General features: G+C 71.5%; 21 protein-coding genes and 1 pseudogene. 12 read left to right on the forward strand and 10 right to left on the reverse strand.

The genetic code is table 11. The annotated features are described in order from the left end of the window. From SD626R_RS13475 to mfnA, 4 genes and pseudogenes are all read left to right on the forward strand, one after another. Positions 1-372: pseudogene (locus SD626R_RS13475) on the forward strand (hypothetical protein); the annotation flags it as partial. 127 nt (positions 373-499) lie between these two features. Then, positions 500-1129, forward strand: a complete 630-nt coding sequence (locus tag SD626R_RS13480; RefSeq protein ID WP_092566873.1) for a DUF8116 family protein — start codon at positions 500-502, stop codon at positions 1127-1129. A 272-nt stretch (positions 1130-1401) separates the two neighbouring features. After that, the gene (ppsA, locus tag SD626R_RS13485) at positions 1402-3762 is read left to right on the forward strand and encodes a phosphoenolpyruvate synthase (protein WP_092566854.1); all 2361 of its coding nucleotides are present in this window, start codon (positions 1402-1404) and stop codon (positions 3760-3762) included. Between the two features lie 70 nt (positions 3763-3832). After that, the gene (mfnA, locus tag SD626R_RS13490; RefSeq protein ID WP_092566855.1) at positions 3833-4900 is read left to right on the forward strand and encodes a tyrosine decarboxylase MfnA; all 1068 of its coding nucleotides are present in this window, start codon (positions 3833-3835) and stop codon (positions 4898-4900) included. Positions 4901-4936: 36 nt separating this feature from the next. Here the strand turns inward: mfnA and SD626R_RS13495 are convergent, their stop codons facing one another. The 6 genes from SD626R_RS13495 to SD626R_RS13520 all read right to left on the reverse strand — a co-directional run bounded on the left by SD626R_RS13495 (position 4937) and on the right by SD626R_RS13520 (position 8995). Beyond that, entirely contained in the window at positions 4937-5143 is a 207-nt protein-coding gene (locus SD626R_RS13495; protein WP_092566856.1) for an antitoxin VapB family protein, read from the reverse strand. Positions 5144-5261: 118 nt separating this feature from the next. Continuing rightward, complete coding sequence (locus tag SD626R_RS13500; protein WP_092566857.1) at positions 5262-5603, reverse strand: nuclear transport factor 2 family protein; 342 nt, start codon at positions 5601-5603, stop codon at positions 5262-5264. Beyond that, the gene (locus SD626R_RS13505) at positions 5600-6805 is read right to left on the reverse strand and encodes a potassium channel family protein (protein ID WP_092566858.1); all 1206 of its coding nucleotides are present in this window, start codon (positions 6803-6805) and stop codon (positions 5600-5602) included. Before SD626R_RS13505 ends, SD626R_RS13500 begins: the two co-directional genes overlap by 4 nt. An 83-nt stretch (positions 6806-6888) precedes the next feature. Beyond that, entirely contained in the window at positions 6889-7431 is a 543-nt protein-coding gene (locus SD626R_RS13510; RefSeq protein ID WP_092566859.1) for a double winged helix-containing putative transcriptional regulator, read from the reverse strand. A gap of 45 nt (positions 7432-7476) precedes the next feature. Further along, a complete protein-coding gene (gene mch, locus SD626R_RS13515; protein ID WP_092566860.1) occupies positions 7477-8415 on the reverse strand; it encodes a methenyltetrahydromethanopterin cyclohydrolase in 939 nt (312 codons plus the stop codon). Positions 8416-8509: 94 nt separating this feature from the next. Continuing rightward, complete coding sequence (locus tag SD626R_RS13520; protein ID WP_092566861.1) at positions 8510-8995, reverse strand: DUF7969 family protein; 486 nt, start codon at positions 8993-8995, stop codon at positions 8510-8512. A gap of 99 nt (positions 8996-9094) precedes the next feature. On the opposite strand from SD626R_RS13520, the gene SD626R_RS13525 reads away from it, so the two are divergent. Together SD626R_RS13525 and SD626R_RS13530 are read left to right on the forward strand one after the other, a co-directional pair. Then, positions 9095-9568, forward strand: a complete 474-nt coding sequence (locus SD626R_RS13525; RefSeq protein WP_092566862.1) for a redoxin domain-containing protein — start codon at positions 9095-9097, stop codon at positions 9566-9568. 95 nt (positions 9569-9663) lie between these two features. Then, positions 9664-10299 carry a halocyanin domain-containing protein gene (locus SD626R_RS13530; protein ID WP_092566863.1) on the forward strand — a complete coding sequence of 212 codons (636 nt, stop codon included), beginning with the start codon at positions 9664-9666 and terminating at the stop codon, positions 10297-10299. Positions 10300-10361: 62 nt separating this feature from the next. On the opposite strand, the gene SD626R_RS13535 is transcribed toward SD626R_RS13530, so the two are convergent. Further along, positions 10362-11411, reverse strand: coding sequence for a glycosyltransferase (locus SD626R_RS13535; RefSeq protein WP_092566864.1), 1050 nt, complete (start codon positions 11409-11411; stop codon positions 10362-10364). Positions 11412-11534: 123 nt separating this feature from the next. Here SD626R_RS13535 and SD626R_RS13540 point away from each other — a divergent pair, with 123 nt between their 5' ends. Together SD626R_RS13540 and SD626R_RS13545 are read left to right on the forward strand one after the other, a co-directional pair. Then, on the forward strand, positions 11535-13424 hold the full coding sequence (locus SD626R_RS13540; protein ID WP_092566865.1) for a S9 family peptidase: 1890 nt from the start codon (positions 11535-11537) through the stop codon (positions 13422-13424). Positions 13425-13518: 94 nt separating this feature from the next. Beyond that, a complete protein-coding gene (locus SD626R_RS13545) occupies positions 13519-13752 on the forward strand; it encodes a hypothetical protein (RefSeq protein WP_092566866.1) in 234 nt (77 codons plus the stop codon). Between the two features lie 163 nt (positions 13753-13915). On the opposite strand, the gene aroA is transcribed toward SD626R_RS13545, so the two are convergent. Then, positions 13916-15322 (reverse strand): 3-phosphoshikimate 1-carboxyvinyltransferase, encoded by a 1407-nt coding sequence (aroA, locus tag SD626R_RS13550; RefSeq protein WP_092566867.1) that lies wholly within the window; start codon positions 15320-15322, stop codon positions 13916-13918. 117 nt (positions 15323-15439) lie between these two features. On the opposite strand from aroA, the gene SD626R_RS13555 reads away from it, so the two are divergent. Beyond that, positions 15440-15970: a multiprotein bridging factor aMBF1 gene (locus tag SD626R_RS13555; protein WP_092566868.1), complete on the forward strand. Its 531-nt coding sequence runs from the start codon at positions 15440-15442 to the stop codon at positions 15968-15970. A 33-nt stretch (positions 15971-16003) separates the two neighbouring features. On the opposite strand, the gene SD626R_RS13560 is transcribed toward SD626R_RS13555, so the two are convergent. Then, positions 16004-16417: a disulfide bond formation protein B gene (locus SD626R_RS13560; protein WP_092566869.1), complete on the reverse strand. Its 414-nt coding sequence runs from the start codon at positions 16415-16417 to the stop codon at positions 16004-16006. Then, positions 16414-17217, reverse strand: a complete 804-nt coding sequence (locus SD626R_RS13565) for a DICT sensory domain-containing protein (RefSeq protein ID WP_092566870.1) — start codon at positions 17215-17217, stop codon at positions 16414-16416. The genes SD626R_RS13560 and SD626R_RS13565 overlap by 4 nt, the downstream gene beginning before the upstream one ends. 129 nt (positions 17218-17346) lie before the next feature. Between SD626R_RS13565 and tpiA the strand changes: the two genes are divergently transcribed. From tpiA to SD626R_RS13580, 3 genes are all read left to right on the forward strand, one after another. Then, a complete protein-coding gene (tpiA, locus tag SD626R_RS13570; RefSeq protein WP_092566871.1) occupies positions 17347-17991 on the forward strand; it encodes a triose-phosphate isomerase in 645 nt (214 codons plus the stop codon). Between the two features lie 204 nt (positions 17992-18195). Continuing rightward, positions 18196-20121 carry a molecular chaperone DnaK gene (gene dnaK / locus SD626R_RS13575; RefSeq protein WP_092566872.1) on the forward strand — a complete coding sequence of 642 codons (1926 nt, stop codon included), beginning with the start codon at positions 18196-18198 and terminating at the stop codon, positions 20119-20121. Positions 20122-20195: 74 nt separating this feature from the next. Next, on the forward strand, positions 20196-20526 hold a 331-nt coding region (locus SD626R_RS13580; RefSeq protein WP_176697331.1), incomplete at its 3' end, for a DnaJ domain-containing protein.

Here is a 20526-nt window from a genome sequence, read left to right on the forward strand (position 1 = left end):
GGCCCGTACCGCGTCGAGCTGTACGCGGTCGACGACGGGCTCGACGCGGCCCACGAGGCTGACGCGCTCCGCGTCGCGCCGGGCGCGGCGGCGACGGAGCTCGCCGACGACCCGGCGCTCGCCGACCGCACCCGCGAGGCGGCGCCCGACGAGCGACTGGCCGACCCGGAGGCGGACGACGCCGACGCCGTCGCGGCGTTCCTCGCGGACGACGACCGAATCGAGGCGATCCGCGAGCAGGCGCGCGAGGAGGCGGCCGAGCGCGCCGACGAGTGGGGGCTTGAGGGCGCGCTCGCGGACGGCCCCGGCGGCGACAACGGTCCCGACAGCGGCGACGGCGGAGTCGGTGCCGACCGCGCCCCGGAACGGTGAGCGTTTTGTCGGTGGCGAGCGTACGGGTGCCATCACGGTCCTTCGACTCCTCCGACTGACGGCGCCCGGTGACTTCGCCGACTGGTACGCGGCGAGCCGCGCGTACACCCGGCACGTCGCCGAGGGGATGGGCTTCGACGGCGTCGACGCGATCGATGACGACCGGGTCGCCGACCGGCTCCGGACCGACCACGCGGCGCTGTCGCCGGCGGAGGCGCGGTCGGTCGCGGCGACGCTGCTCGCCGACGGCGCCTTCTCCGAGCCGTACTGCGAGTGGCTGCCGACGTGGTACGAGCTCGCGCTGATCGCGCCGGTGCGGTACGGCGACCGGCGCCTCAGACGCGTCGCCGGGACGGTCGCGGAGGCGGCGGGCGTGACGGTGACGGCGCCGCGGTTCTCCCGCCCGCGGGACGTGACGATCGACGGGCGCCCCGCGCTCGCCCGCGTCTCGGGGTTCCGCGAGCGCTTCCTGCTCGCCGACGCGCTCCTCCATCTGGAGTGGTTCGTCCACGCCGCCGCGGCCGACGGGATCGAGGTCCCGGCCGCTCTCGTCGAGCGGACCCGCGAGGAGTCGCTGTCGTACTACGGCGGCGACCGGGAGTCGCTCTCGCCGCCCGTCCGTCGGTTCCAGCGCCTCCTGTTCGCCGACGACGCCTGGGTGAGCCGCGTGAACGACCGATACGACCTGCGCAGTGCGCTGTTCGGCGTCTGGCAGCGGATTCTGCGCGCGGAGCGCGAGCGGCTCGCCGGCGAGTGACGGTCGCGTCCGAGATGTTACAGTACCCGTAACACGTTACGGATGCCGATTCGACTGTCCGAGGGTAAGTATAGGTCGGGGAGACGCGTGTTAACGGGTACGAACCGACTGCCGGTTCGTGGCTCCCGGTCGCTTCGGCCCTCTCTACGTTCGATCGATCCGGCGGCTGCCCGCCTTTGACGACTCCGTAACTCGCGACTGAGTAATATTTTATTCAGCGTTGCACAGGCCGGAAGCTTCATTGGTCGGCTCCCGGATCCTCCGGTATACGAATGGCAGTACTTTGGCTGGAGGACGTCGACGCCGACGACGTCGGGACCGTCGGCGGAAAGGCCGCCTCGCTCGGTGAACTCATCGGCGCCGGACTCCCGGTTCCCCCGGGGTTCGCCGTCACCGCGGGCACGTACCGGACCTTCATCGAGGAGGCGGGGATCGACGAGGAGCTGTTCTCGGCGGTCGACGTCGACCCCGAGGACTCCGCCGCGCTCCGCGCGGCCGAGGAGCGGGCGGAGGAGCTCATCCTGGAGACCCCGTTCCCCGACGAGGTCCGCGAGGAGATCCTGGAGCGGTACCGGTCGATGGGCGGCGAGGAGGAGGCGTTCGTCGCCGTGCGCTCCTCCGCGACCGCGGAGGACCTCCCGGACTCCTCGTTCGCCGGCCAGCAGGAGACGTTCCTCAACGTCCGCGAGGACGACCTCCTGCGTCGCGTGAAGGAGTGCTGGGCCTCGCTGTTCACCCAGCGGGCGATCTACTACCGCCAGCAGCGGGGGTTCCCGCACGCCGACGTCGACATCGCGGTCGTCGTCCAGCGGATGGTCGACGCCGAGAAGTCCGGCGTGATGTTCACCAGCCACCCCTCGACCGGCGACCCGCAGATCACCATCGAGGCCGCGTGGGGGCTCGGCGAGGCGGTCGTCTCCGGCACGGTCTCGCCCGACAACTACGTATACGACCGCGGACGCGGCGAGGTCGACCAGGTCACGGTCGCGGACAAGAAGGTCGAGATGGTGAAGGACCCGGAGACCGGCGAGACCGTCCAGCTCGACGTCGACGAGGAGCGCCGCACCGCGCGCGTCCTCTCGGACGCGGAGATCGGAGAGCTGGTCGCGCTCGGGGAGCGCGTCGAGGACCACTACGGGACGCCCCAGGACGTCGAGTGGGCGATCCACGAGGGCGAGATCTACATGCTCCAGTCGCGCCCGATCACGACGATCCAGGAGGGCGCCGACGACGAGAGCGACGGAGGCGACGCGGACGCCGGCGGGACCGGCGGAGAGACGCCGAAGAAGTCCGCCGTCGGGGACGCGTCGGGGCGGCCCGGCGCGGCCAACGGCGGATCCGCCGGCGACGACGAGGACGTCCTCGTCGACGGGCTCGGCGCGAGCCCGGGGGTCGTCTCCGGCGCGGTCCGGCTCGTCCACAAGCTCGACCACCTCGACCAGGTCAAGGAGGGCGACGTGATGGTCACCGAGATGACGATGCCGGACATGGTCCCGGCGATGAAACGCGCCGCGGGGATCGTCACCGACGAGGGCGGGATGACGAGCCACGCCGCGATCATCTCCCGCGAGCTCGGCGTCCCGGCCGTCGTCGGGACCGGCAACGGGACGCGGGTCCTCGAGGACGGCCAGCAGGTCACGCTCGACGGCGACAAGGGGACCGTCCGCGCCGGGACCGACGACGAGGCCGAGCCCGGCGAGGAGTTCGAGCCGGTCGAGGCGGCTCGGCCGGAGACCCCCGTGAAGCCGATGACGGCGACGGAGGTGAAGGTGAACGTCTCGATCCCCGAGGCGGCCGAGCGCGCCGCCGCGACCGGCGCCGACGGCGTGGGGCTCCTCCGGATCGAGCACATGGTGCTCTCGCTCGGGAAGACGCCCGAGAAGTACATCAACGACCACGGCGCCCGCGCGTACCAGGACGAACTCATCGAGGGGGTCAGGCGGGTCGCCGACGAGTTCTACCCCCGTCCGGTCCGGGTCCGGACCATCGACGCGCCCACGGACGAGTTCCGCGAGCTGGAGGGCGGCGAGGGCGAGCCCAACGAGCACAATCCGATGCTCGGCTGGCGCGGGATCCGGCGCAGCCTGGACAAGCCCGACCCGTTCCGCCAGGAGCTCGCGGCGTTCGCGCGCCTCTTCGATATGGGGTACGACAACCTGGAGGTGATGTTCCCACTGGTCAACGACGCGAGCGACATCGAGGGGATCAAAGGGCACATGCGCGAGGCCGGCATCGACCCAGAGACGCACCGCTGGGGCGTGATGATCGAGACGCCCGCCAGCGCGCTGCAGATAGAGGAGCTGGCGAACGAGGGCATCGACTTCGCCTCGTTCGGCACCAACGACCTCACGCAGTACACGCTGGCGGTCGACCGGAACAACGAGCACGTCGCCGACCGGTTCGACGAGCTCCACCCGGCCGTGCTCAAGCTGATCGGCGATACGATCGAGACGTGCCGCGATCTCGGCGTCGACACGAGCATCTGCGGGCAGGCCGGCTCCAAGTCGGAGATGGTCGACTTCCTCGTCGACGAGGGCGTCTCCTCGATCTCGGCGAACATCGACGCCGTCCGCGACGTGCAACACGAGGTGAAGCGGACCGAACAGCGGCTCCTGCTCGACTCGGTCCGGTAGGACCCCTTACCCGGGCTCGCGAGCCCCGAGAGCGGAACGAGTAAGACCCTCCCCGGCCACGTTTCGCCGAATGCAGCGTCCCGAGCCACAGTCGTTCGACCGGGTGCTCTCCTCGATGTGCACCGAGCCGCACCCCGCGGCCCGGGCGGCGGCCGAGCGCTACCTCGCGACGAACCCAGGCGACCCGGCCACCTACGAGGCGGTCGCGTCGCTGGAGGCGCGCGCGGTCGAGCTGCTCGCGACGCTCGCCGAGCACCCGACCCCGACCGACGCGGCCGGCTACGTCGCCTCCGGCGGGACCGAGGCGAACGTGCAGGCGGTCCGCGCCGCGCGGAACCGCCACGACGCGAGCGACGTCAACGTCGTCGTCCCCGAGAGCGCTCACTTCTCGTTTCACAAGGCCGCGGAGCTGCTCGACGTCGAGCTCCGGACGGTCCCGGTCGACGACGATTACCGCGCCCGGACCGACGCGGTCGCGGCCGCGGTCGACGACGCCACCGCGCTGGTCGTCGGCGTCGCCGGCAGCACGGAGTACGGGCGCGTGGACCCGATCCCGGCGCTGACCGAGGTCGCCCACGACGCCGGCGCGTTCATGCACGTCGACGCCGCGTGGGGCGGATTCCTCCTTCCCTTCTCGGACCACGACTGGTCGTTCGGCGACGCCCCGGTCGACACGCTGACGATCGACCCCCACAAGTTCGGGCAGGCGCCGGTGCCGGCCGGCGGGCTCCTCGCCCGCGAGGACGCGGCGCTCGACGCGCTCGCGGTCGACACGCCGTACCTGGAGACCCGGTCGCAGGCGACCCTGACCGGCACCCGGAGCGGCGCGGGCGTCGCCGGCGCGGTCGCCGCGATGGAGGCGCTGTGGCCCGACGGCTATCGCGAGGCGGCCGAGCGCGCGGGGGAGAACGCCGCGTGGCTCGCCGACGCCCTCGCGGAGCGCGGCTACGATATCGTCGAGCCGACGCTCCCGCTCGTCGCCGCGGCGCTGCCCGAGCCCGAGTTCGAGGCTCTCCGGGAGGCCGGCTGGAAGGTGTCGCGGACGGCGGCCGGCGAGCTCCGCGTCGTCTGCATGCCGCACGTGACGCGCGACGCGCTCCGGGCGTTCGTCGCCGACCTCGACCAGATCCGGGCATGAGGGCGACTCCGGCTTCCTCCCCGTTGTCGGGCGGATTCACCCCTCCTCGGGTTCCACTCCGTCAGCGTCCTCGATAGCGTCTCGCATTTCGTTCACCTGGTCCTCGTCGAATACACCGCGGAGATCTCGAAGCGATTGTCCTCCGATGAGCCGCTTCACAGCGTCACTGAACGACTCGTCATTTCGTTTATTCGCCTTGATTCGCTCGTACACGTCGTCTTCGAGTCGTATCTGACGTGACATCTTTGTTGATAGCGTTGACGCTCGACGGGAATCAAAATTGTGAGGGCTCTCAGTAACTCCTGACAGGCGAGAGCGACGCAAAAAGGCGGATGAACGGACAAGAGAACGATTTACCGTACTAGACGTACGTCTCCAGCGCCGCGAGCCGCCCGTCAGCGACGTCGAAGACGTCGACGAACGCGAACAGCTCGTCGCCGTCGGCGTCCAGCAGCCGCCCGCGGACCGCGACGCCCGGTCCCTTCGGGTACACCGCGTCGACGGCGTGGGTCGTGTCCGTCATCGGGCGCTCGTCGCGCATGAACGCCACGAAGCGGTCGCGGCCCTCGAAGGTCCGGTCCGGGCGCCGCTGGACGAAGTCGGGGTCGAGCAGTCCGCGGAGCCGCTCGTAGTCGCCGGCGTCGAGCGCGTCGTAGTAGGCGCGGGCGAGCCCCTCGGGGTCAGCGGTCGGCGGGGCGGTCACGACGCGAGCGCCCCGAACTCATCGGCCGACGTGCGGGTCCCCTTCGAGATGACGGCGTCGCCGGGCCGCAGGACGGTGTCGATGTCGTGGCCGATCAGCCACCCCTCGTCGGGGCGGCGGATCGCGATCACGCTCGTCGAGACGTTGGTCGTCGGGATCCCGTTCTCCACCGTCGTGCCCGCGAGGTCGCTCCCCTCCCGGACCACGGTGCGCGTGATGATCTCGTCCGACTCCTGGACCGCCATCTCGACGACCGGGTGGACGCCGAGGTCGCGGGCGACGCCCTCGGTGATCTCCAGGGCGGCGTCGGAGATCTCCTCGGTGGCGACGCCGAGGTGGATCAGCCCGCGAAGGGAGACGGGGTCGTCCGCCTCCCGCGCGGCGCGGAGCGTCCACGCCTCGAACCGAGACTGGAGCGCGTCGACCTCGATCTCCAGGTTCGACACCTCCTCGGCGAGCTCCTCGTTGTTGAACAGGACGGAGCCGTACGCGAGGTCGACCGCGAGCTCGGAGAGGTTCTTCATCAACACGATCGAGTCGACCGCGCGCTCCAGGTCGTCGATCGCGGGCTCGACCGGCTCGTCCGGCTCGAACGGCTCGCCCGCCAGCTCGGGGTACGCCTCGGCGACGCCCGCCTCTGGCCCGCGCAGAAGCGCCACGTCGCCGGCCGCGATCCGCGTCTTCGGCCCGGGATTGAGGATCCAGTCGTCGTCGCGGCGGATCGCGATCACGCGGACCCCCGTCTTCGACTCCAGGTCGATGTCCTTCAGCGTGCGACCGGCGTAGCCGGAGTCGGACGCGACCGTGCCGCGGACGAGGGTCTCGACGCCCTCGGTGAGCGCGCCGCGCATCGCGTCCGGGAGGCCGATCTCCTCGGTGACGATCTTCGCGATGTCGCCGGCGGCGTCGGAGATCTTGTCGGCCGCGCCGACCACGCCGAGCACCGGCGCGAGCGTCTCGGCCTCGTCGGGGCTCCGCGCCGCGAGCATGAGGCTCATCCGCGCGCGCATCTGGAGGACGTCCATCCGGTGTTCGAGCTCGACGACCTCCTCGGCGATCCGCGGGCTCCCGTGTAGCACCGCCGAGTACGACAGGTCGATCAGCAGCTCGGCGGTGTCTTTCATCTCCACGAGCAGGTCCTTCACGCTCGTCGGCTCGTACGTGACCGACAGCGGCGACTCCCGCCGGTCGAATCGTCCCATGCGAACACCGTCTCCGGCGCCGAGTAAAAGAGTTGTTGCGGCGCGTTTGCGCCGATTCCGTGTCTATTTCGCGCGAAACGCGCTCAATCGACCGCCTCGGCCGCGTCGCCGGCGACGTAGGCGGGCGAGCCCGACAGATCGTCGGTTCGGTCGTCGTCGACCCGCTCCGCGAGGTCGACGAGCGCGAGCCACGCCAGCAGCCGGGCCGCCCGGTCGCGCCACGTCGCCTCCCACTCGGGGTCGCGGGCGCGGTCGTGGCGGGGAACGGCGTCGCGGGTCGCCGCGAACAGCGCGTCGGGCGTGAGCGGGTCCGCCGGCGTCGCCGCCCGCAGGGCGGTCACGGCCTCCGGGACGAGCAGGACGCCCTCGCGGAGCCCCTCGCGGACCAGCTCTGGGGTCGGCTCCGCGTCGGCGCGCACGAACCCCCGCGGCGTCTCGCGGACGAGCCCGAGCGCGCGGAGGAACGCGAGCCAGTCGTTCGCCGTCTGGCGGTCGGCGAGCCCGCACCGGTCGCGGAGGCGGGCGCAGCAGTCGTCGGTGCTGCCGGGAACGAGCGGCACCGCTCGCTGCAGCTCGCGGAGCTCGTCGAGTTCGGCCGGGGGGTCGGGGACGGGCTTAAGTCGCACGGGAGTCCTCGTCGGTGCGGGGTTCAGTCGGGTCTCGCGCCCGGATCAGCGGTAGTCGAACGACTCGGCGAGCAGCTCCTCGTCCGTCTCACCCACGGTGTAGACCGGGCCGTCGACGACGTCGACGGTCACTTTCGCGGGCGCGAAGACGGCCTCGTCGACCTCGTAGAAGTCCCAGTCGGCGTCCTCGAACACCTCGACGAAGGGCGTGCCGTACTCCTCCCGGGCGGTCGAGACGATCTGGTCGAAGCGGTCGTCGTCGCGCGCGACCTGCAGGTGGACCTCGCCGCCGTAGGCTAAGGCGTCGTTCGTCCGCCCCATCGCGAGGTCCTCGTCGCGGGTCACGGGGGCCATCGGCGCGGCGCCGGAGGCGTGGAGCACGTCTGTCGGCTCGTAGCCGAGCTCCAGCAGCCGGAAGACGGCGAGCTCCGCGGCGCGGGCCGCGGTGGCGACCGAGCCGGCGGTCGAACCAGTGGCGTACGCCGGGAGGAAGACGCCCTCGGCGTCGACCTCGGCGAGGTCGGCGACGTGTTCGGCGACCTCCTCGGTCGGGAGCGCGGTCGACTCCACCGCGAGCGTGGCGAACTCGGAGGAGTCGTAGTAGCCGACGCGTTCGAACTCGGCCTCCTGCCCGACGAGCGCGCGGGCCGGGCCGGAGCCGAGCCCCTCGTAGCCCGACTCGAACGCGAGCTCCCAACCGGCCTTCTGCGAGCAGAGCAGGGCGATCGCGGGGTGGTCGGTCGACAGCTCGACGTACTGGCGGGGCGCGCCGGCGACCTCGCCCATGCGGGTGCGGAGGTTCGCGAGGCCGGCGGTCTGGATCTCGGCGAGGAGCAGCCCCGCCTCGACGCCGCCCGCGGCGTCGATCCCGAAGTCGACGACGGTGGCGCCGTTGTCCAGCTCGTAGCCGACGACGTCGAGCTCGCCGGCGAAGTCGAGCGCCTCGTCGACGAGCTCGATCGCGGTCCGATTGATGCTTTCCATGCCCGGCCCTTCTCGCTCTCGGGTTAAGGCGTTTGTCTGTTGGCGTCGCCGGCGCCGTCTCCCTCGCGGTCGGGCCCCGCGCCCGCGGCGGGCCTCACCAGAACCCGCCGTCGGAGTCGCCGCCGTCCCCGATCCCGCTCGGCCCGCCCGGCCCCCGCGGCCCGCTCGGCCGCGGGTCGGGGTCGATCTCGACCAGCTCGCTCTCGGCGCGCGGGTCGACCTCGCGCCCCTCGTCGTACCGCACGAACGAGAGGTAGAACGGCTCGCCGCAGCCGGGGTCGTCGCGGTCGTCGCCGCCGTCGCTTCCGCGATCTCGGCCGTCGCTCTCCCCGCTTCCCTCCCCGCCGACGTCCGTCCCGCGCACCCCGTCGCGCGGGTCCCAGACGACGCCGTCGCTCTCGCCGCAGACGAACCGGACGCCGTCGACGTCGCTCTCGTCTTCGAACGGCTCCGCGGGGGCGACGTACGTCCACCCTTCGAGGGGGTACGGCGTCACCGCCTTGTCGGCGAGGTAGCCGTCGCGGTCGAGTTCGACGAGGGTCCCGCAGCCCGGACAGTAGTAGGTGACCGGATAGCTCACGGGGGGCGTACGGGCGCCGGTGGTATACGCCCGTCGGCGACGCCCCGATCCCCGGCCCGCCAGCAACGCTTATTCCGTCGCGTCCGCAACTTCGCGTCCATGGTATCCACCGGCGACACCGCGCCCGACGTCTCCGCGACGCTCGGCACGAGCGACCACGAGCCGTTCGAGCTCTCCGAGCACCTCGGGGACGGTCCCGTCGTCCTCGCCTTCTTCCCGGCGGCGTTCGCGCCGGTCTGCTCGAACGAGATGGTCGCGATCGAGGAGCGCATCGACCGGTTCGAGGCGGCCGGCGCGACCGTCTTCGGGATCAGCGCCGACGCCGCCTACTCGCTCGGCGCGTTCAGCGACGAGTACGACCTCTCGTTCGACCTCGTCAGCGACACCCGCGGCGACGCGCTCCGGGCGTACGGCGTGGAGACGGACGTGCCCGAGACGGGGCGGTACGGCATCGCCAAACGCGCCGTCTTCGTGATCGACGACGACGGAGCGGTCGTCTACGACTGGGTCGGCGACGAGCTGGCCGACGAGCCCGACTACGAGGCGGTCGTCGCCGCCGTCGAGAACGCGTAGCGTCGATCGCCCCTCGACTGCACCCCCCGCGTCCGGATCAACATATCCGCGTCCGGATCAACATATTCACTACGGCCCGCCACGAACCGGGAGGTATGAGTTCGGACGACGTCTCCCGGCGCGCGTTCATGCGGACCGCGGGCGGCGCGACCGCTGCCGCCGGGGCGGCGACGGCGACGGCGGGGACCGCGGCGGCACAGGAGGAACAGCCGGTCTGGCCGAGCGGGGCCAGCGGCGGGAACCTCGGGTCGTATCAGGACGCCCGCGGGGAGAGCGAGGTGACCGTCCAGGTCGGCGCGGGCGACAGCGGGCTCGCGTTCGACCCGACGCTGCTGTGGGTCGACACGGGGACCACGATCACGTTCGAGTGGACCGGGAACGGCGGCTCGCACAACGTCCAGACCGTCGACGGCGGCGGTCCGGCCGGCCTCGACAGCGGTCAGGCGGTCGGCGAGGAGGGCGCGACCTACGAGTTCGAGGCGACGGAGGAGGCCGCCGGCATCACCCACTACCACTGCGTCCCCCACACCGCGGTCGGCATGCACGGCGGGCTCGCCGTCGGTGGCGACATCGAGACCGAGTCGACCGGCGGCGGGGGGGGCTCGAACGCCGTCTTCGTCCCCCAAGGCGCCCGCGCGCTCGGCGTCGCGACGTTCATCGCGATGGTGAGCACGCTCGGGCTGGCGTTCGTCTTCATGAAGTACGGCGGCACGATCACGCAGGAGGAGTAGTCGCGTTCGGGGCGTCTCGACGCCCGGGCCCGACTTTCGAGTCGCCCGTCTTCGTTCCCGAGCTATCCGTCGCCGAGGAGCTCCCGGTACGCGGAGACGTACCGGTCCAACACCGCGTCGCGGTGGTAGCCCGCGAAGTCGCGCTCGATCGACTTCCGTTCGAGGTCGGCGACGGCGACGAACTCGTCGGCGAGCTCGGCGGGGCTCGTGACGAGGCGGCCGCGCTCGCGGCCCTCCACGAGTTCGTGGGCGCTGGAGTCGGCCTGGTACTCGACGAGGGCGACGCAGCCGCACGCGAGCGCCCACAGCAGCTCCGTGGCGAACGTCTCCCACGTCGCCGTCGCGGCGACGACGTGGGTCCCCTTGAACAGCTCGACGCGCTCGCGGCGCGACAGGTCGCCCAGAAAGGACACCCGGTCGGCGATCCGGAGGTCGCTCGCGGTCGCCTCGATCCGCTCGCGCTCCGGGCCGTCGCCGACGACGGCGGCGGTCCAGTCGCGCCCGCGCAGCTCCGCGAGCCCGAGCAAGAACGTCTCGACGTTGGCGTGGCGGTCCAGCCGGCGGGCGTACACCGCGTCGAACCGGTCATCGACACCGGCCGACTCGACGAGGTCGAAGTCGATGCTCTCGGGGACGATCCGCACGTCCTCACCGGCGGCGCCGTGCTCTCGGACCCGCGTCTTGGTCGTCCGCGAGGGGGTCGTGACGGCGTCGGCGCCGCGGGCGAGGAGCCGGTAGCGCCGGGCGGCGTCCGCGGGGTGGTCGCGCCACCAGTCGACGACGACCGGCGTCCGCGTCAGCGTCCCCGCGACCGTCGCGCCGAGCCCCGGCGTCGGGGGGCTGTTGACCGCGTGGACGACGTCGGGGCCGACCCGGCGGAGCGCGAGCGGGAGCCGCGCCGCGAACGCCGTCGGCGACGGGTCGACCGTCACCGACCGGTACTCGATCCCGTCCTCGGAGAAGGCGTCGTGGTCGCCGCCCCACCAGCGCGCGCAGAGCCAGACGACCTCGTGGCCGCGCTCGGCGAGGCCGCGGGCGACTCGCCGCGTCCGCGCCCGGGCCGGCGTGTCACCGTGGCCCAGGGCGAGGAGCGAGACGAACGCGACGCGCATACGCCGACCGGACGGCGGGGCCGGATAAAAAGACACGGCATCCCGGCGTCGTCCGGCGGAACCGAGGCGCGACGGGTCACCCCCACCCGAAACGGTTTCCCACCGCGGCCGGAACCGGACCCCATGCACCGATACGACATCGAGCGGTACCTCAACGTGCGGAACGCCGGCGGGGCGGACCTGGGTCCGAACGGTCGGCTCTCCTTCCTGTTGAACACGACCGGCACCGGGCAGGTGTGGTCGGTCGACGAGCCGCTGGGGTGGCCCGAACAGCACACGTTCTTCGAGGAGTCGGTCTCGTTCGTCGACTCCTCGCCCCAGCGCGCGGAGGCCGTCTTCGGCATGGACGAGGGCGGCAACGAGCGCGCGCAGCTGTACCTGCTCAACTACGAGTCCGGCGACATCGTCGACCTCACCGAGCGCCCCGAGGCGAAGCACCGCTGGGGCGGCTGGGACTCCGAGGGCGACCGCTTCGCGTTCGCCTCGAACCGGCGCGACGAGTCCGTCTTCGACGTGTACGTGCAGGACCGCGACGCGACCGGCGACGAGGCGGATCTGGCCTACGAGGGCGACGGCTGGCTCTCCGTCGCCGGGTGGTCGCCGAGCGACGACCGGCTGATCGTCCACGAGGCGCACTCCTCGTTCGACCACGACGTGTACACGCTCGACGTCGCGAGCGGGGACCTCACCCATCACACGCCCCACGAGGGCGACGTGCGGTACGGCAGCCCGGAGTGGGGGCCCGACGGCCGGAGCCTCTACCTCGTCACCGACCGCGACAGCGACACGCTCCGCCTGGAACGGCTGGACCTCGCGGCCGGCGAGTTCTCCGTGGTCGCGTCCGGGGAGGGGTCGGGGCCCCGGAGCGACGCGGGGGACGGCGGCGACGGCGCCGACGGCGACGGTACCCCCGCGAAGCCCGGCGGCGACGACGGCTGGAACGTCGACGGCGTCGCGGTCCACGAGGAGTCCCGCCGCGTCGTCTACTCCCGGAACGTCGACGGTTACACCGAGCTCGCGGTCGGCGAGCTGGTCGAGCCCGACCGGATCGACCCCTTCCCGGCGCCCGACCTCCCCGAAGGCGTCGCCGGCGGCGTCAGCTTCGGGCCGGACGGCGACCGCTTCGCGATCACCGCGACCGGGAGCACCCACAACGCGAACGCCTACGTCGTCGACGCGGCGACGGGCGAGACGGAGCGCTGGACCGCCGCCTCGACCGCCGGCATCCCGCCGGACACGTTCGTCGAGCCCGAGCTGGTGCACTATCCGACCTTCGACGGGAGGGAGATCCCCGCGTTCTTCTCGGTCCCGGAGACGGAGCCGCCGGAGGGCGGCTACCCCGTGGTCGTCGACATCCACGGCGGGCCGGAGTCGCAGCGCCGCCCCTCCTTCGCCTCGGTGAAGCAGTACCTGCTGAACAACGGCTACGCCGTCTTCGAGCCGAACGTCCGCGGCTCCTCGGGGTACGGGAAGGCGTACTCCGCGCTCGACGACGTCGAGAAGCGGATGGACTCGGTGGCCGATATCGAGGCCGGCGTCGAGTGGCTCCACGACCACCCCGAGGTCGACCCCGACCGCGTCGTCGCGATGGGCGGCTCCTACGGCGGGTTCATGGTGCTCGCCGCGCTGACCGAGTACCCCGAGCTGTGGGCCGCCGGCGTCGACGTCGTCGGCATCGCGAACTTCGTCACCTTCCTGGAGAACACCGGCGACTGGCGCCGGTCGCTCCGGGAGGCCGAGTACGGCTCGCTCGACGAGGACCGGGAGTTCCTGGAGTCGATCTCGCCGATCAACAACATCGAGAACATCGCCTCGCCGCTGTTCGTCCTCCACGGCGCGAACGACCCGCGGGTACCGGTGGGCGAGGCCGAGCAGATCGTCGAGCGGGCGCGCGAGCAGGGCGTCCCCGTCCGGAAGCTGATCTTCGACGACGAGGGCCACGGCTTCGCGAAGCTGGAGAACCGAATCGAGGCGTACCGCGAGGTCGTCGACTTCCTCGCTGAGCACGTCTGAGGCCGGCCGTTCGTTCCGGGTTCGTGTCGGCGCTCCGACCGTCTCGACCGGAGACGCCCACTTATTTACGCCCGGTAGAGAACTACTCCGTGTTATGGGAATTCTCGACGCCTTCGGCTCGTTAGCCAGCGCACTGCTCGCCGGGTTCGTCATGCTCGCGTTCGCCGTCCTGAGCCTGTTCGTCACGGTGTTCGTCGTGGACGTCGCGGCGTCGATCGCCGGGCTGACTCCGGCCGACGGGTTCGTCGTGCTCGGCGCGACCGTCCTCGCCGGGACGGCGATCCTCGCCGGCGGCGTCGGCTTCGCGACGCCCGAGGACGGCGCGTAAAGGGAAGTAGGTCGGTCGACTTTGCGGATCGGTTACGTATACGCCGTCGACGAATCTTTTCGGACTGGCCACTCGCTTACGAACCGTTGACGGCGCGGTGAACGCCGCCGCGTCGTCGTCCGTTTACGAACGGTCGCAGTCCGGCGACGTGTATCCCCGCCGGCTACTCGTCCGCGCCCTCGCGCTCCACGGCCATCCCGAGGTCGGCCATCGCGTCGAAGAAGCCCGGGAACGAGACGTCGACGTGCTCGCCGCCGCGGATCGTCGTGGTGCCCTCCGCGGCGAGCGCGGCCACGGCGAGCGCCATCACGATCCGGTGGTCGGCGCGGCCGTCGACGGTCGCCCCTCGGAGGTCGCTCTCGGAGCCGTGAACCGTGAGTACATCGGGCTCCTCGGTCGTCTCGGCGCCGAGCGCCGCCAGCTCCTCGGCCATCGCGGCGACCCGGTCTGTCTCCTTGTACCGGACGTGCTCGCAGTTCGTGATCCGGGTGTCGCCGTCGGCGACCGCGCCGAGCGCGGCGATGGTCGGGAGCAGATCGGGCGTGTCGCCCACGTCGACTTCGACGCCCGAGAGGTCGGAGCGCCGGACGGTGATGACGCCCTCGTCGCGGTCCCACTCGACGTCGACGCCCATGCGTTCCGCGATATCGACGATCGCGGCGTCGCCCTGCGCGCTCGGGCGAGCGCCCTCGATCCGGACGGCGTCTCCGGGCTCGGCGGCGATCGCCCCGGCCGCCACGAGGTACGAGATGGAGGAGAAGTCGCCGGGGACGGCGTAGCTCCCGCCGGGGGGCGCGTACGACTGCCCGCCCTCGACGACGAACCCCGCCGCGCCGGCGGCGCCGTCGAGGGGCGTCCCGTCGGCCCCCACGGGCGTCGCCTCGACGCCGAAGTCGGCGAGCAGTTCGAGCGTGATGTCGACGTACGGCGCCGACTTGAGCTCCGTCGTCAGCTCGACCTCGATCCCGCGCTCGGTGACTGCGCCGGCCATCAGCAGCGCGGTGACGTACTGCGAGGAGACATCGCCGGGGATGGCGACCTCGCCGCCCGCCAGGGGCCCGGAGACCACCAGCGGCGCCCGCCCGTTGCCGCGGGTCGACTCCGCGCGGACCCCGAGGTCGGCGAGGGCCGTCAGGAGCGGGCCCTGCGGACGCGACCGGAGCGACCCGTCGCCAGTCAACACCGTCGCGCCGTCGGCGAGGGCGGCCGCGGCCGTGACCAGTCGCATCGTCGTCCCGGAGTTCGCGCAGTCGATCACGTCGTCGGGGACCGCGGGTCGGCCGCCGAAGCCGTCGACCGCGAGCGCCTCCGCGTCGTCGGGGATGGAGAGGTCGTCGCCGTCGGCGACCTCGCCGGCGTCGATGACCCCCGCACCGGATACCGGTTCGACCGCGCCGCCGAACGCGGTCACGGCGCGGGCGGTCGCCCGCGTGTCGGCGGAGACGAGCGGCGACCGCACGGTCGCGCCGTCGCTGTACCCCGCGGCGAGCAGCGCGCGGTGCGTGTAGCTCTTCGAGGGGGGCGCACGGGTCGTTCCCCGCACGGTCGAGCCGGTGACGTGGACATCCATACCGTCCCTGCCGGCCCCGGCGACAAGTCGGTACCGGACGCGGCACGACTCCCGCCTCGGTCACCGGGTCGGGACCGCGGCGCACCCTTTATACCAGCGGGAGCGCTAGCGTCGCCCATGCCCCAGTGTGAGATGTGCGGCGCCGACCAGGCCTCGCTGACGACGACGAAGGTCGAAGGCGCCGAGCTGGAGCTGTGTAGCTCGTGTACGGACTTCGGCACCGAGGTCCGCGACGAGTCGACCGGCTCCGGCGGCAGCAAGTACTCCACGAGTTCGAGCACCGGGAAGTCGTCCTCGTCGTCCGGCTCTTCGGGCGGGTCCTCGGGCTCGTCGGGGAGCTCGACGCGGCCGCGCGACATGTTCGACGACATGGACGAGATCGCCACCGACTACGACGACCAGATCCGGAACGCCCGCGAGTCCCGCGATCTCAGCCAGGAGGAGCTCGCCGACCAGCTGAACGAGAAGGCGAGCCTCATCCGCAAGCTCGAACGCGGCGACACCCTCCCGACCGACGAGGTCCAGCGGAAGCTGGAGCGCGCGCTCGACATCTCGCTCGTCGAGGGCGAGTCCGCCGAGGACGCCGACTGGGACAGCGGCGACTCGGGGACGATGACGCTCGGCGACGTGGTCAAGCGGAAGGACTGAACGGACCGTCGCGCGGCGTTCGCCCCGCCGCTCTCATTCGACGCGGAGCCGCATCCCGACGAGCAGCACGGCGAGCAGCGCGAACGCGGCGAGCGAGAGGTTCGGTATCGTGAGTCCGAGGGAGGGGCTCTGCCACTGGACCGTCGCGCACGGACCGCCGAGCGTGCACTGCCCCCGCGTCGCCTGAAGGAAGGAGTGATACGTCGCCAGGCCCGCCCCGAGACCCGCGAGCGGCAGTGCGGTTCGCCAGACCGCCGGCCGCGCCTCGATCGTCGCGACGCCGAGCACCGCGACGAGCGGGTACATGAGGATCCGCTGGTACCAGCACAGGTCACAGGGGGCGAGCCCGAGTCCGAGGCTAAACCAGAGGCTCCCCGCCGTCGCGACCGTCGCGACGCTGGTCGCGGCCGACAGCCAGCCGACCGGCTCCGAGATCCGGACCGTCACACCGTCGCTCCGCCGTCGTCCGTCTGCTCGGAGCCGCCGTACCGCTCGGTCAGGTAGTCGATGATGTAGTCGACCGTCTCGGGGTCGTAGCTCCAGAAGCCGAAGAACTCGCCGGGCGCGCGCTCCTCGGCGAGCAGCGCGCACTTCGCGTCGTCGTAGCCGCCGCCGTCGTACGCGACGAACCACGTCTCGCGGATTTCGGCGGTCTCGCCGACGTGAACGGTGTAATGCTCCACGTCCGGCGGCTCGCCCTCGTTCGCGGCGTACGCGTGGACTTCGAGCCTGTCCTTCTCGCCCAGCAGGTCGTAGGTGTCCGCCTCCCCGGTCAGGACGTCGAGGGTCTGGAACCCGGCGTGGAGCTCGCCGTCGCCGACGCGCCACGCGCGGTCCTCGATCTCCCTGGACGCGGCGACCATGTCGTCGCGGGAGTAGGAGGTGAACATCGTCTCGTCGAGGTGATCGAGGATCGGCTCGCCGACCCGCCGCCGGTCGCCGCGCCCCGGATCGGGCGTCTCCGCCTCGTCTCCCGCGTCCCCGTCGGCCGGCCCCCCCTCGGCCGCGTCCGTCCCTTCGCCGGCGTCGGGGAGGAGCTCGTCGACCGTGACGGCCGTGACGAACTCGCCGTCGCGCGAGAGGACGGCGTACCCCTCCGGCCCCTCGTCGGTCCGTTCCTCTGCGATCCGGACGCTGCGGTCGGCGAAGTGCTCGCGGAGCTCCTCCGTGACCGCCGGGTCGGCGTTGAAGACGGTCAGCGTGGGCTCGCGGGCCTCCACGCCGGCGATGAGCTCGATGAGGGACATCGTTCGTCCCGACCCACAGTACCGGGGTATAAGGACGTTTCTGCTCCCGCGAACGGATCCCGGCCGAGGGCGGGGGGACGCGTCGCCGGAGCATGAAGCTATTTGCGCCCGCGGCCCCCGAGTGCGGGTATGTTCATCCTGGTGAACCTCAAGGCGTACCCGTGCGACCCGATCGAGGTAGCGACCGCGGCCCGCGACGTCGCCGAGGCGTCCGGCACGCGTATCGCGGTCTCGCCGCAGGCGGCCGACGTCGCCCGCGTGGCCGATACCGGCGTCGAGACGTGGGCCCAGCACGTCTCGCCGAACGCCCACGGCTCGCACACCGGATCGACGCTCGCCGAGGCCGTGGCCGACAACGGCGCCGCGGGGACGCTTGTCAACCACTCCGAGAATCGCCTGAAGCTCGCCGACATCGACGGCTCCGTGCGCGCCGCCGAGCGCGCGGACCTGGAGACGATCGTCTGCGCGAACAACCCGGCGCAGGTCGGCGCCGCCGCCGCCCTCGGTCCCGACGCGGTCGCGGTCGAACCCCCCGAGCTCATCGGCGGCGACGTCTCCGTCTCGACGGCCGACCCGGGGATCGTCGAGGACGCGGTCGCGGCCGCCGACGCGGTCGATCCCGCCGTCGACGTGTTCTGCGGCGCCGGCGTCTCGACCGGCGAGGACGTCGCCGCCGCGGGCGAGCTGGGGGCCTCGGGGATCCTGCTGGCCTCCGGCGTGGCGAAGGCCGACGACCCGCGGGCGGCGCTGGAGGACCTCGTCTCCGGGCTCTGAGGAGTCGTCGACGGAGTCCGATCCGATCTCGTCGACTCCCGGCGGCGGAGAACGAGCTGCTGCGCTTGCGGATCAGTATAAAGACACCGGTGCGACCCGTTCACACGATAGCCGAAAACGCACGACGAGAGCGGGATCGGCTGGACGACGAGATCGCGCCGTCTAGTAACCTTTAACCGACAGAAGCCGCTACATTCTGGTAAGATGGCGAGCAACAAGATCCTCGGTATCGACCTCGGTACCACCAACTCCGCGTTCGCGGTGATGGAGGGCGACGAGCCCGAGATCATCGCGAACGCGGAGGGCGACCGGACGACGCCCTCCGTCGTCGCCTTCGCCGACGACGGCGAGCGGCTCGTCGGCAAGCCGGCGAAGAACCAGGCCGTCCAGAACCCGGACCGCACGATCCAGTCGATCAAGCGGCACATGGGCGAGGACGACTACACCGTCGAGATCGGCGACGACGAGTACACGCCGGAGCAGGTCTCGGCGATGATCCTCCAGAAGATCAAGCGCGACGCCGAGGAGTACCTCGGCGACGACGTCGAGAAGGCGGTCATCACCGTCCCCGCGTACTTCAACGACAAGCAGCGGCAGGCGACCAAGGACGCCGGCGAGATCGCCGGCTTCGACGTCGAGCGCATCGTCAACGAGCCGACCGCGGCCTCCATGGCGTACGGCCTCGACGACGAGTCCGACCAGACCGTCCTCGTCTACGACCTCGGGGGCGGCACGTTCGACGTGTCCGTCCTCGATCTGGGCGGCGGCGTCTACGAGGTCGTCGCTACGAACGGAGACAACGACCTCGGCGGCGACGACTGGGACGAGGCGCTCATCGACCACCTCGCCGACGAGTTCGAGAACAACCACGGGATCGACCTCCGCGACGACCGACAGGCGCTCCAGCGCCTGAAGGACGCCGCCGAGGAGGCGAAGATCGAGCTGTCGAACAAGAAGGAGACCACCGTCAACCTCCCCTTCATCACCGCGACCGACAGCGGCCCGGTCCACCTCGAACAGTCCGTCACCCGCGCGACGTTCGAGAACCTCACGTCCGACCTCATCGACCGCACCGTCGAGCCGACCGAGCAGGCGCTCTCGGACGCCGGCTACTCGAAGTCCGACATCGACGAGGTCATCCTCGTCGGCGGCTCCACCCGGATGCCGCAGGTCCAGGAGAAGGTCGAGGAGCTCGTCGGCCAGGAGCCGAAGAAGAACGTCAACCCCGACGAGGCCGTCGCGCTCGGCGCGGCGGTCCAGGGCGGCGTGCTCTCCGGCGACGTCGACGACATCGTCCTGCTGGACGTGACCCCGCTCTCGCTCGGTATCGAGGTGAAGGGCGGCCTCTTCGAGCGGCTCATCGAGAAGAACACCACGATCCCGACCGAGGAGTCGAAGGTGTTCACCACGGCCGCGGACAACCAGACCTCCGTCAACGTCCGCGTCTTCCAGGGCGAGCGCGAGATCGCCGACGAGAACGAGCTGCTCGGGGCGTTCCAGCTCACCGGCATCCCGCCGGCGCCCGCGGGCACCCCGCAGATCGAGGTCTCCTTTAATATCGACGAGAACGGCATCGTCAACGTCGAGGCCGAGGACCAGGGCTCCGGCAACGCCGAGTCGATCACCATCGAGGGCGGCGTCGGCCTCTCCGACGAGGAGATCGATCAGATGCAGGAGGAGGCCGAGAAGCACAAGGAGGAGGACGAGGCCCGCCGCGAGCGGATCGAGGCCCGAAACGAGGCCGAGACGACGATCCAGCGCGCCGAGACCCTCCTCGAAGAGAACGAGGAGGAGCTCGACGACGACGAGCTCGTCGCCGATATCGAAGCGGCCATCGAGGACGTCGAGGAAATCCTCGAAGACGAGGACGCCGAGACCGACGAGATCGAGTCGGTCACGGAGGCCCTCACCGAGGAGCTCCAGGAGATCGGCAAGCAGATGTACGAGGGACAGGCCGCGCAGGCCGGTCCGGGCGGTGCGGGCGGCGCAGCAGGTCCCGGCGGCATGGGCGGCGCGGCCGGCCCCGGTGCCGCGGGTCCGGGCGGTCCGGCCGGCGGGCCCGGCGGCGACGGCGACGACGAGGAGTACGTCGACGCCGACTTCGAGGACGTGGACGACGACGAGGAGTAGCGCCGACCCCCGCGCCTTCGGACGCGCCGCTTAACACGACCCAGCCACGAACGACTCAACAACGAACGTAACGCATGAGCGAAGATTTCTACGACGTCCTCGGCGTGTCGCGGGACGCCAGCGAGGAGGAGATCAAGAAGGCGTACCGCAAGCAGGCCGCCGAACACCACCCGGACGTCAGCGACGACGACGACGCCGAGGAGCGGTTCAAGAAGATCCAGAAGGCCAAGGAGGTGCTCACCGACGAACAGAAGCGGCAGCAGTACGACCAGATGGGTCACGACCGCTTCACCGAGGCCGACAAGCGGGGCGCGACGGGCGGCGGCGGCCCCGGCGGTGCCGGCGGTCCCTTCGGGGGCGCAGGTGGCGCCGGGGGAGCCGGCGGCTTCGAGGACATCTTCAACC

Origin of the sequence: Halorubrum sp. SD626R (assembly GCF_001261915.1) — an archaeon.
Lineage (GTDB): Archaea > Halobacteriota > Halobacteria > Halobacteriales > Haloferacaceae > Halorubrum.

Excerpts from the sequence above, each read along its gene's own strand:
- SD626R_RS13480 (WP_092566873.1), top strand. The coding sequence starts at position 500 with ATGGGCTTCGACGGCGTCGACGCGATCGATGACGACCGGGTCGCCGAC.
- ppsA (WP_092566854.1), top strand. The coding sequence starts at position 1,402 with ATGGCAGTACTTTGGCTGGAGGACGTCGACGCCGACGACGTCGGGACC.
- mfnA (WP_092566855.1), top strand. The coding sequence starts at position 3,833 with ATGCAGCGTCCCGAGCCACAGTCGTTCGACCGGGTGCTCTCCTCGATG.
- SD626R_RS13495 (WP_092566856.1), bottom strand. The coding sequence starts at position 5,143 with ATGTCACGTCAGATACGACTCGAAGACGACGTGTACGAGCGAATCAAG.
- SD626R_RS13505 (WP_092566858.1), bottom strand. The coding sequence starts at position 6,805 with ATGGGACGATTCGACCGGCGGGAGTCGCCGCTGTCGGTCACGTACGAG.
- mch (WP_092566860.1), bottom strand. The coding sequence starts at position 8,415 with ATGGAAAGCATCAATCGGACCGCGATCGAGCTCGTCGACGAGGCGCTC.
- SD626R_RS13525 (WP_092566862.1), top strand. The coding sequence starts at position 9,095 with ATGGTATCCACCGGCGACACCGCGCCCGACGTCTCCGCGACGCTCGGC.
- SD626R_RS13530 (WP_092566863.1), top strand. The coding sequence starts at position 9,664 with ATGAGTTCGGACGACGTCTCCCGGCGCGCGTTCATGCGGACCGCGGGC.
- SD626R_RS13535 (WP_092566864.1), bottom strand. The coding sequence starts at position 11,411 with ATGCGCGTCGCGTTCGTCTCGCTCCTCGCCCTGGGCCACGGTGACACG.
- SD626R_RS13540 (WP_092566865.1), top strand. The coding sequence starts at position 11,535 with ATGCACCGATACGACATCGAGCGGTACCTCAACGTGCGGAACGCCGGC.
- SD626R_RS13545 (WP_092566866.1), top strand. The coding sequence starts at position 13,519 with ATGGGAATTCTCGACGCCTTCGGCTCGTTAGCCAGCGCACTGCTCGCC.
- aroA (WP_092566867.1), bottom strand. The coding sequence starts at position 15,322 with ATGGATGTCCACGTCACCGGCTCGACCGTGCGGGGAACGACCCGTGCG.
- SD626R_RS13555 (WP_092566868.1), top strand. The coding sequence starts at position 15,440 with ATGCCCCAGTGTGAGATGTGCGGCGCCGACCAGGCCTCGCTGACGACG.
- SD626R_RS13565 (WP_092566870.1), bottom strand. The coding sequence starts at position 17,217 with ATGTCCCTCATCGAGCTCATCGCCGGCGTGGAGGCCCGCGAGCCCACG.
- tpiA (WP_092566871.1), top strand. The coding sequence starts at position 17,347 with ATGTTCATCCTGGTGAACCTCAAGGCGTACCCGTGCGACCCGATCGAG.
- dnaK (WP_092566872.1), top strand. The coding sequence starts at position 18,196 with ATGGCGAGCAACAAGATCCTCGGTATCGACCTCGGTACCACCAACTCC.